Here is a 12,763-nt window from a genome sequence, read left to right on the forward strand (position 1 = left end):
GGGCCCCATTTCGCGGGTTGCCACAAACACACCCGCCCCCCCCCCCCCACACACACACGGGGGGGGGGGGGGGCGGCCCCGGGCCCCCCCCCCCCCACGGCGTTACCTACAGTGAACCGGGCTCACTGGTCGCGGTACATCTCCGCCACCAGGAACGCCAGGTCGAGCGACTGGCTGCGGTTGAGGCGCGGGTCGCAGGCCGTCTCGTAGCGCTGGTGCAGATCGTCGACGAAGATCTCGTCGCCGCCGCCCACGCACTCGGTGACGTCGTCACCGGTGAGCTCGACGTGGATGCCGCCCGGGTGCGTGCCGAGCGCCTTGTGGACCTCGAAGAAGCCCTTGACCTCGTCGAGCACGTCGTCGAAGCGCCGGGTCTTGTGACCGGAGGCCGCCTCGTACGTGTTGCCGTGCATCGGGTCGGTGATCCAGGCGACCTGCGCACCGGACGCCGTGACCTTCTCGACCAGCTCGGGCAGCTTGTCGCGGACCTTGTCGGCGCCCATGCGGACGATGAAGGTCAGCCGGCCGGGCTCGCGGTCGGGGTCGAGGCGCTCGATGTACTGCAGCGCGTCCTCGGCCGTCGTCGTCGGGCCGAGCTTGATCCCGATCGGGTTGCGGATCTTCGAGGCGAACTCGACGTGCGCGTGGTCGAGCTGACGCGTGCGCTCGCCGATCCAGACCATGTGGCCCGAGACGTCGTACAGATTGCCCGTACGCGAGTCCACGCGGGTCAGCGCCGACTCGTAATCGAGGAGCAGCGCCTCGTGGGAGGCGTAGAACTCGACGGCCTTGAACTCGGCCGGGTCGGTACCGCAGGCCTTCATGAAGTTCAGCGCGTTGTCGATCTCGCGGGCGAGCTTCTCGTAGCGCTGCCCGGAGGCCGACGCCTTCACGAAGTCCTGGTTCCACGCGTGCACCTGGCGCAGGTCCGCGTAGCCACCGGTGGTGAAGGCACGCACCAGGTTGAGCGTGGAGGCGGAGGCGTTGTACATCTGCTTCAGGCGCTCGGGGTCCGGGACCCGCGCGGCCTCGGTGAACTCGAAGCCGTTGACCGAGTCGCCGCGGTAGGTCGGCAGGGTCACGCCGTCGCGGGTCTCGGTGTTCTTGGAGCGCGGCTTGGAGTACTGGCCCGCGATGCGGCCGATCTTCACGACCGGCACGGAGGCCGCGTACGTGAGGACGGCGCTCATCTGGAGCAGCGTCTTCAGCTTCGCGCGGATGTGGTCCGCGGAAACGGCGTCGAAGGCCTCGGCGCAGTCGCCGCCCTGGAGCAGGAACGCCTCTCCCTTGGCGACGGCCGCCAGGCGGTTGCGCAGCTGGTCGCACTCGCCGGCGAAGACGAGCGGCGGATACGACTCGAGGTCCGCGATCACATCGCGCAGAGCCTCGGCATCGGGGTACTCGGGCTGCTGCGCCGCGGGCAGGTCTCGCCAGGTGTTGCCAGCGCTGGCGCTGGTCTTAGCGTTCACGGTCACCTCGTAAACACTACGGGGTCGGGTCGCCGGTCCATTCCCCCGCTCATCTTTTGAGACGGACGCGACACGTCTGAGCCGCACCGCCCGGCCATCGGGTACGGTGACGCTCATGTTCGCGCAGCAACTGCACCGCACCTGGTGGTGGACCGCACATCCGGCGGCCCACTGACTGCGCGTTCCCGAAACCGCGAAGGCCGCCCGAGGGGCGGCCTTCAGTGTTTTCACGGGCTGTTCCTCCCTGACGACTCGAAGTCGACGACTCACGAAGTCCCTGGAAGGAACACTCCTCATGCTGGACGCCCTGCTCACCGACGACCGCCCCTTCGCCCTCCTGCGCCGCCGCACACCCGGCCGCGAGCAGGACACGGTCGAGGTCCTGGTCGGCCAGGTCGGCGCGTACGAACGCCTGGCCGACATCCCCGAAGGGCTCGCCCTCGTCCCCTTCCGGCAGATCCGCGAACGCGGCTTCGACGTCCGCGACGACGGCACCCCGCTCACGGTCCTCACCCCCGAGGAGTCGTACGAGCTCCCGCTCGCCGAGGCCCTGGAACAGCTCCCGCGCCACGACGTCCAGGTCCGTGACGGCGGCTTCGACGTCGACGACGACCGTTACGCGGACATCGTCGGCCGGGTGCTGCGCGAGGAGATCGGCCAGGGCGAAGGCGCCAACTTCGTCATCCGTCGTACGTACGAGGGTGAGATCGCGGGATTCTCGCGGGCCGACGCCCTCGCGCTGTTCCGGCGGCTGCTCGACGGGGAACGGGGCGCGTACTGGACGTTCGTCGTGCACACCGGGGAGCGCACGCTGGTGGGCGCGAGCCCGGAGGTGCACGTGCGGATGTCCGGCGGCACCGTCGTCATGAACCCGATCAGCGGCACGTACCGCTACCCGGCCGAGGGGCCGACGCCCGAGCACCTGCTGGACTTCCTGGCCGACGGCAAGGAGATCGAGGAGCTGTCGATGGTCGTCGACGAGGAGCTCAAGATGATGTGCACCGTCGGCGACATGGGCGGTGTCGTCGTCGGTCCGCGGCTCAAGGAGATGGCGCACCTCGCGCACACCGAGTACGAGCTGCGCGGGAAGTCGACCCTCGATGTGCGGGAGGTCCTCAAGGAGACGATGTTCGCGGCGACCGTCACCGGCTCGCCCGTGCAGAACGCCTGCCGGGTCATCGAGCGGCACGAGGTCGGCGGCCGCGGCTACTACGCGGGCGCGCTCGCGCTCGTCGGCCGCGACGCGGGTGGGGCGCAGACGCTCGACTCCCCCATTCTGATCCGCACCGCCGACATCGACGCCGCCGGGCGGCTCCGCGTCCCGGTCGGCGCGACCCTCGTGCGCGGCTCCGACCCGGCGAGCGAGGTCGCGGAGACGCACGCGAAGGCGGCCGGTGTGCTCGCCGCGCTCGGCGTGCGTCCGGCGCGCCCGCGCGGGGAGGGTGCGCGGGCGCCGCTCGCCGACGACCCGCGGGTGCGGGCCGCGCTCGACGGGCGGCGGGCATCCCTGGCGCCGTTCTGGCTGCGGATGCAGAAGCGCGAGAACGACCTCTGCGGGCACGCGCTCGTCGTCGACGGCGAGGACACGTTCACCGCGATGCTGGCGCACGTACTGCGCTCGACGGGGCTCGACGTGACGGTGCGGCGCTACGACGAGGAGGGGCTGCGGGAGGCGGTGCTCGCGCACGAGGGCCCGGTCGTCCTCGGCCCGGGACCCGGGGATCCCTCCGACGTCACCGACCCGAAGATGCGCTTCCTGCGGGCCCTGACCGCCGACGTGATCCGCGACCACGAACACGGCGTGCTCGGCGTCTGCCTGGGCCACGAGCTGATCGCGGCGGAGCTTGGCCTGGAGATCGTCCGCAAGGAGGTGCCGTACCAGGGCGCGCAGACCGACGTCGAGGTGTTCGGGCGGACCGAGAAGGTCGGGTTCTACAACAGCTTCGTGGCGTCCTGCGACGACGGGGCGGCGACCGAGCTGGCCGCGCACGACGTGGAGATCAGCCGGGACCGGGCGACCGGCGAGGTGCACGCGCTGCGCGGCCCCACGTTCGCCGGCGTCCAGTTCCACCCGGAGTCGGTGCTGTCGCTGCGCGGCGCCGGGATCGTGCGGGAGCTCCTCGCTCAGCTGCTGGACTCGGCGGGCACCAGCACGTTCTCGGAGCGGCGGCCCGCCTGATAGTCCAGGACGTTCTGCACCGTGGTCTCGATGATCTGTCCGACCGCGTCCACGGTGTAGTACGCCTGGTGGGACGTGACCAGGACGTTCGGGAACGTGACGAGGCGGGCCAGGGTGTCGTCCTCGACGACGTCGAGGGACTTGTCGAGGAAGAACAGGCCCGCCTCGGCCTCGTACACGTCGAGGCCGACGCCGGCGAAGCGGCCTTCGCGGAGTTCGGTGACGAGCGCCTTGGTGTCGATGAGGCCGCCGCGGCTGGAGTTGATCAGGATCGCGTCGTCCTTCATGGCGCGCAGCGCGGCGGCGTCGACGATGTGCTCGGTGGCGGGCAGCAGCGGCACGTGCAGGCTGATGACGTCCGCCTCCGCGAACAGCTGCTCCTTGTCGACGTACTTCATGCCGAGGGCCGTGCAGTTCGGATCCTCGGCTACGTCCCAGCCGAGCAGGTTCATGCCGAAGCCGTGCGCGATCCGGGTGAAGGCCTCACCGATCTTGCCGGTGCCGAGCACGCCGACGGTGCGGCCCCGCAGATCGCGGCCCATCAGCCCGTCGAGGCGGAAGTCGAAGTCGCGGGTGCGGGTGCTGGCGCGGACGATGCGGCGGTTGACGGCCATCGCGAGGGTCCAGGCGAACTCGGCGACCGAGTACGGCGAGTAGTACGAGACGCGCGCCACGGTCAGGCCGAGCCGCTCGGCGACCTGGAGGTCGATGTTGTTGAACCCGGTGGAGCGCTGGGCGATCAGTTGCGTGCCGCCGGCCGCGAGGGTCTGGAGCACGCGGTGGTTGAGGGTGGCGTTGACGCTGGTGGAGACGATCTCGTAGCCGGCCGCGATCGGAGCGGTGTCCTCGTTGAGGAAGACGTCGACGCAGCGGACGTCGTGGTGCCCTTCAAAGGCCTTCTCGATGAGCGGCTTTTCGTCCGATTGAACCCCGAATGCGAGAATCTCCATGCGGGCGAGTCTAGGCGGACCAAGCCCGTGCGGCGATCAGTCCCCCACCCCGCCCTTTCCCGAAAGTCCTGCCGGACGGGCCTGCTCAATCGCCGCAGGGGCTATAAACAGCCCCTGCGGCGATTGGCGTCAGCCGAAGAAGACGCCCACCTCTTCGTACAGCGCCGGATCCACCGTTTTCAGCCGGGACGTCGCGTCGGCGATCGGGACCCGCACGATGTCCGTCCCCCGCAGCGCCACCATCTTCCCGAAGTCCCCGTCCCGCACCGCGTCGATCGCGTGCAGCCCGAACCGGGTGGCCAGCCACCGGTCGAAGGCGGACGGCGTGCCGCCCCGCTGCACATGGCCGAGGACCGTGGTCCGCGCCTCCTTGCCCGTGCGCTTCTCGATCTGCTTCGCGAGCCACTCCCCCACGCCGGAGAGGCGCACGTGCCCGAAGGAGTCCAGGGACTCGTCCTTCAGCACCACGTCGCCGTCGCGCGGCATCGCCCCCTCGGCGACCACCACGATCGGCGCGTACGAGGACCGGAAGCGCGAGGTGACCCAGGCGCAGACCTGCTCGACGTCGAAGCGCTGCTCGGGGATGAGGATGGCATTGGCCCCGCCGGCCAGGCCCGAGTGCAGCGCGATCCAGCCCGCGTGCCGGCCCATGACCTCGACGACGAGGACCCGCATATGGGACTCGGCGGTGGTGTGCAGCCGGTCGATGGCCTCGGTGGCGATGCCGACGGCCGTGTTGAAGCCGAAGGTGTAGTCCGTGCCGGAGAGGTCGTTGTCGATGGTCTTCGGTACGCCGACGACCTTGATGCCGTACTCGTCCGCGAGCCGGGCCGCGACGCCGAGGGTGTCCTCGCCGCCGATCACGATGAGGGCCTCGACCTCCTGCTTGGCGAGGTTCTCCTTGACGCGGCGGATCCCGTTCTCCGCCTGGAGGGGGTTGGTCCGCGAGGAGCCGAGGACGGTGCCGCCGCGGGGCAGGATGCCGCGCACCGCGGGGATGTCGAGAGGGACGGTGTCGTTCTCCAGGGGCCCGCGCCAGCCGTCGCGGAACCCTACGAAGTCGTAGTCGTACTCCTGAACGCCCTTGCGCACGATGCCCCGGATGACAGCGTTCAGTCCGGGGCAGTCACCGCCTCCGGTCAAAACTCCGACCCTCATGGCGTAACTCCCTTGTCACGGCGAGTGGTTGGGGCCACTCTCCCGCGCGGGGTCAGTCGTCGTCCAGACCCCGCTCGATCGCGTACCGGACGAGCTCCACGCGGTTGTGCAGCTGGAGTTTGCCGAGGGTGTTCTGCACGTGGTTCTGCACCGTGCGGTGCGAGATGACCAGGCGCTCGGCGATCTGCTTGTAGCTCAGCCCCTTCGCGACGAGCCGCAGCACCTCGGTCTCCCGGTCGGTGAGCTGCGGGGCGGCGCCCGGCTCGTCGCCGCCACCGGCCGGGGACGGGTCCGAGGCGAGCCGCCGGTACTCGCCGAGGACGAGGCCGGCGAGGCCCGGCGTGAACACGGGATCGCCGACGGCGGTGCGCCCCACCGCGTCGATCAGCTCGTCCGTGGAGGCGGACTTGAGCAGATAGCCGGTGGCGCCGGACTTCACCGCTTCCAGTACGTCGGCGTGCTCACCGCTCGCCGACAGCACGAGGACGCGCAGGCGGGGGTCGGCGCCGACGAGTTCCTTGCAGACCTGTACGCCCGGCTTGGCCGGCAGATTCAGGTCGAGGACGAGGACGTCGGGGCCCGCGGCCTGCGCGCGGCGCACCGCCTGCTCGCCGTCACCGGCCGTGGCGACGACCTCGAAGCCGGCCGCGCCCAGGTCGCGGGCTACGGCGTCGCGCCACATCGGGTGGTCGTCGACCACCATGACCTTGATGGATCCGTTCGGTTCGCTCATCTCTCCTGCCCTGCCTTCCCCCGTGACCCTCGCGGGCCCTTCCTCAACTACTTCTTCGGTACGCGCAGTTCGACCTCGGTGCCCTGGCCGGGGACCGAGATCAGCTCGGCCGTGCCGCCGATGTCGCGCAGCCGGCCCCTGATCGACAGGGCGACGCCAAGCCGCCCCTCGCCCTCGGCCTGCGCGAGGCGGCCCTCCGGGATGCCCGGACCGTCGTCCCGCACCGTCACGATCACCGCGTCCGACTCGTCCTCGACGAGGATCCACGCGCTGGCGTCCGCGCCCGCGTGCCGACGCACATTGTCCAATGCGGCACTGACAGCGGCGGCCAGTTCGCGGGCCGCGGCGGGCCGCATCGGCACCGGGGCGCCCGGCTCCGAGAAAGTGATGCGTCCACCGGCGTGCCCGGCGAGCAGGGGGCGCAGATCGCGGGCGTCCGCGCCGTCCCCCTCGGCCGCTTCGTCCAGTTCCTCCGGTTCCACCTCGCCGCGTACGAGCGCGCCGCTCTCCGCGTCCTCGGAGACACGGGAGGCCGGCACGAGGCCCCCGGCGACCAGGGTGCGCAGCGCGACCTCCTGCTCGCCCGCCATCCGGCCGAGCTCCGCCGCCTCGCCGCCCAGGGCGGTGCCACGGCGCTGCACCATCGCGAGGACCTGCAGCACGCTGTCGTGGATGTCGCGGGCGAGGCGCTCCCGCTCGCGCGTCGCCGCCTCGATCTCCAGGGCGCGGGCGAGGGTGCGCTCGGAGGCGCGGGCCACCTCCACGACGTAGCCGATCGCGATGGAGGCGATGCAGACCAGCAGGACGCTGTGGACGAGGCCGCGGGTGATGTCACCGCGCTGCAGTACGTTGGCGACGCCGATGAGCAGGGAGGCTCCGGCCGCCCACCGCCAGCCGCCCTTGAGCGCCCAGGCGAGGACCGCGCCCGCCGTCCAGATCGACGGCAGGGTGGCACCTCCGGTGGCGGCCCGCTCGTGCCCGGCGACCGGCGAGAGCAGGATGCCGGCGACGGCGATCGTCAGGTCGGCGGTGAGGAACCGCTTGGTGCAGCGCCGGGCGCCCGACACCTGCGGCAGCGTCGTCAGCGTCCACACCGTGATGACCACGAAGTAGCCGACACCGACCCACGGGCGCTCGTACACCTCGTACGAGGAGGCGAAAAGACCGACCGCGTAGACGAGGGTCAGCAGGCGGTACCCGGTGAGGGCGCGCCACAGCGGCTGCTCGACCGACATCCGCACGACGCGCTCGCGCCCGGCCGTGTTCCCCATGTCCCCTGTCCCCCCGTGGCACTTCTGGGTACGTCCGCTTCTGGGCACTTCTTGAGAACGACGCGGCTAGGAGCCGCCCCGTTCCTTCTCCAACGCCTTCTTCGCCGCTTCCTTCTCCGCCTTGGCCGCCTTCTCCGCGTCCGCGATCTGCCGCTTGGCGGCCGTCGCGTAGATGTCGACGTACTCCTGGCCGGAAAGCTTCATGATCTCGTACATGACCTCGTCGGTGACAGCCCTCAGGACGAAGCGGTCGCCCTCCATGCCGTGATAGCGGCTGAAGTCGAGCGGCTTGCCGATGCGGATGCCCGGCCGCATCAGCTTCGGCATCACCTTGCCCGGGGGCTGGATCTTCTCCGTGTCGATCATGGCGACGGGGATGACGGGGGCGCCGGTGGACAGCGCCACGCGCGCGAGGCCGCCCGGCTTGCCGCGGTAGAGGCGGCCGTCGGGGGAACGCGTCCCCTCCGGGTAGATGCCGAACAGCTCGCCGCGCTCCAGGACCTCGACGCCGCTCTTGATGGCGGCCTCACCCGCGCCCCGCGAGCCGGAGCGGTCCACGGGCAGCTGGCCGACGCCCTTGAAGAAGGCGGCCGTCATCTTGCCCTTGACCCCGGGGGTGGTGAAGTACTCGGCCTTCGCGATGAAGGTGACCTTGCGGTCGAGGACGGCGGGGAGGAAGAACGAGTCGGAGAACGAGAGGTGATTGCTGGCGAGAATCGCGGGGCCCTCGGCGGGAATGTTCTCGAGGCCCTCCACCCACGGCCGGAAACCGAGCTTCAGCGGCCCTCCGATGGCCACCTTCATTGCGCCGTAGATCAACCCACTGCCTTCCCTCGTGCCCGGACCTCGTACCGGGACCAGTCCGAGGATCCGACCTTAACCCGCGGGGCCGCCCAGGGGCCCGATGACCCTGGCCGACCGGCTTGTCCGGCCGGGGGTCCGGGGGTTGTCCCCCGGGAAGACACAGCACCCGCGGGGCCGCCCAGGGGGCCGACGACCCTGGTCGGTGTCAGTCCGGTCGCGTACCGTGAGGTCCAGGTCGCTGTTGCTCTTCAGCGTTGCTCTTCAGCTCGTTCCCCCGCACGTCCGTCCACCGTTTCTCTGCCATGAACAGGAGACCGAAGGTGCCGGTCCTTCCTGGAGCCGAGCCGTACCGCCATGACGGCGGCGAGGTCGGCGTCCTCCTCTGTCACGGATTCACCGGATCACCCCAGTCGCTGCGGCCCTGGGCCGAATACCTCGCCGAGCGCGGCCTGACCGTCTCGCTCCCGCTGCTGCCGGGCCACGGCACGCGCTGGGAGGACCTGGCCGTCACCGCGTGGCAGGACTGGTACGCGGAGGTGGACCTCGCCCTGCGCGAACTCACGGAGCGCTGCTCCACGGTCTTCGTGTGCGGCCTGTCGATGGGCGGCGCGCTCGCCCTGCGCCTCGCGGCCAAGCACGGGGACGAGATCGCGGGCCTCGTCCTGGTGAACCCCGGCAACAAGGTGCACGACCTGGCCGCGCATACGCTTCCGGTCACCCGGCACCTCGTGCGTTCGGTGAAGGGCATCGCCAGCGACATCGCCAAGGAGGGCGTGGAAGAGCTCGGCTACGGCCGGATGCCGCTGCACGCGGTGTACCAGCTGCGCCGCTTCTTCCAGCTCGTCGACCGTGAACTGCCGCAGGTGACACAGCCCTTGGTGGTGCTGCACAGCATGAACGACCATGTGGTGCCGCCCGCCGACTCGGCGCGTGTGCTCGGCCGCGTCTCGTCCACGGACGTCACGGAGATCCTGCTGGAACAGAGCTACCACGTGGCGACGTTGGACCATGACGCGGACCGGATCTTCGAGGAGAGCTACGCGTTCTTCGACCGGCTCGCTCCCGAAGTCGGCAAGATCCCCAGCGAGGGCGTGGAAGGGACGGGACCGGGTGACTGAGCAGGAGCGGGGCGGGTCCGAGCGGCCGGACAGCTCGGAACCGCACGACCAGGAGGAGACCGGCGGGCAGTCGCGCGATCCCCTCCTGCCGAGCGACGAGGACGCCGCGTGGGCGGCGATCGTCGCCGGTTACGGGGAGGAGCCGCCGGACCCGCCGGGCGCCAAGCCGTTCAAGTCGGTGGAGGACCTGGCACTGCTCGAACCGGAGACCAACGAGTCACCGGAGCGGCCGTCGGACACCCAGCGGAGCCCCCTGAAGAAAGACGCCAAGGACCAGGGCCAAGGTCAGGACCGGGACAAGGCGAAGGGTGAGGACAAGGGCCAGGACCGGGGCGAGCAGAGCTCCCTCGGTTCCTCGGTCTCCTTCGCGCCAGGCATCGCCTCCGCTCCCGGCCCCCGCGACCACGCGGCGCCCGAGCCCTCGGACGACGACTTCGACGGCGCCGACGAGGGCCACTTCGTCCCGCCCGAGCCGCCCCCGCTGCCGGAAGGCGACGTCACGGCCAGGTTCGCCTGGCTCGCGGTGGTCGGCGGCCCGACCCTGCTGCTCCTCGCGGTGCTGCTGGGCTGGGACATGACGTGGTGGCTGGCGACGCTGTGCATCGGCGGCTTCCTCGGCGGCTTCGGCACGCTCGTCGCCCGGATGTCACCGGGCGACGACGAGGACGGCGACGATCCGGGCCGCGGCGCCGTGGTCTGAAGCTATTCGGCGGCGGGGACACGGAGGGCGGCGAGCACCGGCAGATGGTCGGTGGCCGCCCTCAGCTCGTCCCGGTCCAGGAACTCCGGCACCCCGCACCCCAGCACCTCGATACCCTTGGTGGCGAGGATCGCGTCGATACGCTGATGGGGATCGGCCGGCGTCGAGGTGTACTCGTCGCCCCAGGGCCGGGTCGCCCAGGCGTCGTTGAGGGCGCCCGCGAGGCGCCGGAAGGTGCGCCCGCCGGGCCGCTCGTTGAGATCCCCGCCCACCACGACATGCCGCACTCCCGAGGCGTCCATCGCCTCGACCCGGTCGAGCAGCATCCCGCCCTGCGCGTACCGCTCGTCCTTCTGCAGGCTCAGATGGCAGCTGACGACGCCCACCCGGACGCCCCCGAACCGCACGACAGCGGTCGCGAAGCCGCGCCGGTGCAGTCCGGGCGTGAGCGGAAGCAGCACGTCCTCCGTGCGTTCGACGGTGGCTCGCAGCGAGCAGAGCAACGCGGGCCCGGCGGCGCTGCCGCCCCCGGAGAGGATCACCAGGTCGGCGGCGCGGGCGAGCCGGGCGAGGTGCTTGCGCCAGCGGAAGAACCGGGGCGCCTCCTGGATCAGTACGAGGTCCGGGGCGCAGGCCTTCATCACGCGGGCGAGGGCGACGGGGCTGTCGCGCATCGAGCGGATGTTGTAACTGAGGACGCGAATGACGGCCGAACCATCCGCTTCTGTACGGGACTTGGGGAGTTCGGTGCGTGCTTCGGGGAGCGAGCCGGAGTCCATGAAGATCAAGATACGCCGGTGCCCGCCGCCCCCACGGGGAACGACGGGCACCAGGTGCGTAGGTACGTCACATGACGGGGTCGGGCTCCCGCGCGAGGTCGGCCGCGCCGACCATGCCCGCCTTGTTGCCCAGCTGGGCGGCGATCACGTCGGCCACGGGCCGCCAGTTGCCGCCGACCAGCCACCGCTTGTACGACTTGCGGATGGGGTCGAGTACCAGCTCGCCCTCGTCCGAGAGGCCGCCGCCGACGATGAACGCCGACGGGTCGAACAGCGAGGCCAGGTCGGCCAGGCCCGCGCCGGCCCAGCGGGCCAGCTCGCGGTACGAGTCGACGGCCACCGGGTCGCCCTCGCGGGCGGCCGACGAGATGTGCTTGCCCTCGATGCCCTCGGGGCTGCCGTCGCCGAGCGAGAGCAGGTACGAGGCGTTCTCGGGGGTGGCGTTGGCGCGCTGCTTGGCGTAGCGGACGAGCGCGCGCCCGGAGGCGTACTGCTCCCAGCAGCCCTGCGAGCCGCAGCCGCACAGCAGGCCGTCCGGCACCATGCGGATGTGGCCGAACTCGGCGGCCACACCGAAGTGGCCGCGGCGCAGCTTGTTGCCGATGATGACGCCGCCGCCGAGGCCGGTGCCGAGCGTGATGCAGATGACGTTGCGATGGCCCTTGCCCGCGCCGAACTTGTACTCGCCCCAGGCGGCCGCGTTCGCGTCGTTCTCGACGACCACGGGCAGCTTGACGCGCGCCTCGACCTTCTCCTTCAGCGGTTCCTGGCGCCAGTCGATGTTCGGCGCGAAGTACACGGTGGAGCGCTGGCGGTTGACGTAACCGGCGGCACCGATCCCCACACCCACGATCTCGTGTCCGGCCCTGGCACCCTCCACGGCCGAGGCGATCGCGTCGACGATCCCGTCAGGCGTGGAAGGCGTCGGCACCTTGAACGTGGAGAGGATGTTGCCTTCCTCGTCGACCACACCGGCCGCGATCTTCGTGCCGCCGATATCGACGCCGATGGTCAGTCCCATGGATCCCTCAGTTCGGTCGAGCCCCGCTACGGCCCACCTTAACCGAGCGGCATTCAGTCCAGGTCGATGTGCTCTCCGCCGGGGCCTTCGTCCTCGGGCTTGGCGTCCTTCGGCGGGGCGGGCTCCTGGGTGCGCTGGGTCCAGCGGCTCTCCTGGCCCTCGACCGCGGAGCGGTAGGCGGCGAGCAGCTCGGTGCCCGCGGCGGCCAGGTGGTCGAACACGTCCGCGTTGCGGTCGATGACCGGCTCGATGACGGAGCGGGCCTGCCGGACGGCCTGCTTGGCGACCTGCTCCGCGGTGCCCTGCGCGACCGCCCCGAGGAACGGGGCCTGCACGGACGAGAGCTTGTCGGTGACGGCGTCGACGAGCTTCTTCAGCTCCTCGGCCGCGGATCCGGGCGGCGGACCGTACTCGGCCCTGCGGCGGGCCCGCTCCTCCTCGAGATCCTCGGCACACGCCTTCTCCCAGGCGTCGTCGTCGGCCTGGTGGACGGGCTGCTCGGTGGCGTCGCTCATGACGGCTGACTCCTGCGGAGAGCTGGACCGGTTACCCCTTCGACGTTACCCGAACGGGTGCGCCCC

The 12,763-nt window shown here is 70.9% G+C and carries 13 protein-coding genes; 4 read left to right on the forward strand and 9 right to left on the reverse strand.

What is annotated here, in order from left to right; translation table 11 throughout:
• Window positions 1-122 precede the first annotated feature (122 nt).
• The gene (locus ACIRHA_RS25300; protein WP_326019301.1) at window positions 123-1,475 is read right to left on the reverse strand and encodes a class II 3-deoxy-7-phosphoheptulonate synthase; all 1,353 of its coding nucleotides are present in this window, start codon (window positions 1,473-1,475) and stop codon (window positions 123-125) included.
• Window positions 1,476-1,584: 109 nt separating this feature from the next.
• On the opposite strand from ACIRHA_RS25300, the gene ACIRHA_RS25305 reads away from it, so the two are divergent.
• On the forward strand, window positions 1,585-1,644 hold the full coding sequence (locus ACIRHA_RS25305; protein WP_351338815.1) for a trp operon leader peptide: 60 nt from the start codon (window positions 1,585-1,587) through the stop codon (window positions 1,642-1,644).
• Between the two features lie 120 nt (window positions 1,645-1,764).
• Entirely contained in the window at window positions 1,765-3,648 is a 1,884-nt protein-coding gene (locus ACIRHA_RS25310) for an anthranilate synthase family protein (protein WP_403849912.1), read from the forward strand.
• On the opposite strand, the gene ACIRHA_RS25315 is transcribed toward ACIRHA_RS25310, so the two are convergent.
• The 5 genes from ACIRHA_RS25315 to ACIRHA_RS25335 all read right to left on the reverse strand — a co-directional run bounded on the left by ACIRHA_RS25315 (window position 3,594) and on the right by ACIRHA_RS25335 (window position 8,579).
• The gene (locus ACIRHA_RS25315) at window positions 3,594-4,598 is read right to left on the reverse strand and encodes a 2-hydroxyacid dehydrogenase (RefSeq protein ID WP_403849914.1); all 1,005 of its coding nucleotides are present in this window, start codon (window positions 4,596-4,598) and stop codon (window positions 3,594-3,596) included. The genes ACIRHA_RS25310 and ACIRHA_RS25315 overlap by 55 nt on opposite strands.
• Window positions 4,599-4,727: 129 nt before the next feature.
• Window positions 4,728-5,756 carry a 6-phosphofructokinase gene (locus tag ACIRHA_RS25320; RefSeq protein WP_403849917.1) on the reverse strand — a complete coding sequence of 343 codons (1,029 nt, stop codon included), beginning with the start codon at window positions 5,754-5,756 and terminating at the stop codon, window positions 4,728-4,730.
• 52 nt (window positions 5,757-5,808) lie between these two features.
• Entirely contained in the window at window positions 5,809-6,489 is a 681-nt protein-coding gene (locus ACIRHA_RS25325) for a response regulator (RefSeq protein WP_403849919.1), read from the reverse strand.
• 47 nt (window positions 6,490-6,536) lie between these two features.
• Window positions 6,537-7,760 carry a MacS family sensor histidine kinase gene (gene macS / locus ACIRHA_RS25330; protein WP_403849922.1) on the reverse strand — a complete coding sequence of 408 codons (1,224 nt, stop codon included), beginning with the start codon at window positions 7,758-7,760 and terminating at the stop codon, window positions 6,537-6,539.
• Between the two features lie 66 nt (window positions 7,761-7,826).
• Entirely contained in the window at window positions 7,827-8,579 is a 753-nt protein-coding gene (locus ACIRHA_RS25335) for a lysophospholipid acyltransferase family protein (protein ID WP_403849924.1), read from the reverse strand.
• Between the two features lie 305 nt (window positions 8,580-8,884).
• Here ACIRHA_RS25335 and ACIRHA_RS25340 point away from each other — a divergent pair, with 305 nt between their 5' ends.
• Together ACIRHA_RS25340 and ACIRHA_RS25345 are read left to right on the forward strand one after the other, a co-directional pair.
• Window positions 8,885-9,682 carry an alpha/beta hydrolase gene (locus tag ACIRHA_RS25340; RefSeq protein WP_403850163.1) on the forward strand — a complete coding sequence of 266 codons (798 nt, stop codon included), beginning with the start codon at window positions 8,885-8,887 and terminating at the stop codon, window positions 9,680-9,682.
• Entirely contained in the window at window positions 9,675-10,382 is a 708-nt protein-coding gene (locus tag ACIRHA_RS25345; RefSeq protein WP_403849927.1) for a hypothetical protein, read from the forward strand. Before ACIRHA_RS25340 ends, ACIRHA_RS25345 begins: the two co-directional genes overlap by 8 nt.
• 2 nt (window positions 10,383-10,384) lie before the next feature.
• Here the strand turns inward: ACIRHA_RS25345 and ACIRHA_RS25350 are convergent, their stop codons facing one another.
• The 3 genes from ACIRHA_RS25350 to ACIRHA_RS25360 all read right to left on the reverse strand — a co-directional run bounded on the left by ACIRHA_RS25350 (window position 10,385) and on the right by ACIRHA_RS25360 (window position 12,697).
• The gene (locus tag ACIRHA_RS25350; RefSeq protein WP_403849930.1) at window positions 10,385-11,161 is read right to left on the reverse strand and encodes an endonuclease/exonuclease/phosphatase family protein; all 777 of its coding nucleotides are present in this window, start codon (window positions 11,159-11,161) and stop codon (window positions 10,385-10,387) included.
• 67 nt (window positions 11,162-11,228) lie between these two features.
• Complete coding sequence (locus ACIRHA_RS25355; protein ID WP_399234615.1) at window positions 11,229-12,182, reverse strand: ROK family glucokinase; 954 nt, start codon at window positions 12,180-12,182, stop codon at window positions 11,229-11,231.
• A gap of 53 nt (window positions 12,183-12,235) precedes the next feature.
• Window positions 12,236-12,697: a DUF5304 domain-containing protein gene (locus ACIRHA_RS25360; protein WP_403849934.1), complete on the reverse strand. Its 462-nt coding sequence runs from the start codon at window positions 12,695-12,697 to the stop codon at window positions 12,236-12,238.
• Between the last annotated feature and the right edge of the window lie 66 nt (window positions 12,698-12,763).

Origin of the sequence: Streptomyces sp. NPDC102360, from assembly GCF_044766085.1 — a bacterium.
Classification (GTDB): Bacteria; Actinomycetota; Actinomycetes; order Streptomycetales; family Streptomycetaceae; genus Streptomyces.

What these genes read in the sequence shown, in the direction of transcription:
- ACIRHA_RS25315 (WP_403849914.1), bottom strand. Translation starts at nt 4,598, where the DNA reads ATGGAGATTCTCGCATTCGGGGTTCAATCGGACGAAAAGCCGCTCATC.
- ACIRHA_RS25355 (WP_399234615.1), bottom strand. Translation starts at nt 12,182, where the DNA reads ATGGGACTGACCATCGGCGTCGATATCGGCGGCACGAAGATCGCGGCC.
- ACIRHA_RS25325 (WP_403849919.1), bottom strand. Translation starts at nt 6,489, where the DNA reads ATGAGCGAACCGAACGGATCCATCAAGGTCATGGTGGTCGACGACCAC.
- ACIRHA_RS25320 (WP_403849917.1), bottom strand. Translation starts at nt 5,756, where the DNA reads ATGAGGGTCGGAGTTTTGACCGGAGGCGGTGACTGCCCCGGACTGAAC.
- ACIRHA_RS25310 (WP_403849912.1), top strand. Translation starts at nt 1,765, where the DNA reads ATGCTGGACGCCCTGCTCACCGACGACCGCCCCTTCGCCCTCCTGCGC.
- ACIRHA_RS25360 (WP_403849934.1), bottom strand. Translation starts at nt 12,697, where the DNA reads ATGAGCGACGCCACCGAGCAGCCCGTCCACCAGGCCGACGACGACGCC.
- macS (WP_403849922.1), bottom strand. Translation starts at nt 7,760, where the DNA reads ATGGGGAACACGGCCGGGCGCGAGCGCGTCGTGCGGATGTCGGTCGAG.
- ACIRHA_RS25350 (WP_403849930.1), bottom strand. Translation starts at nt 11,161, where the DNA reads ATGGACTCCGGCTCGCTCCCCGAAGCACGCACCGAACTCCCCAAGTCC.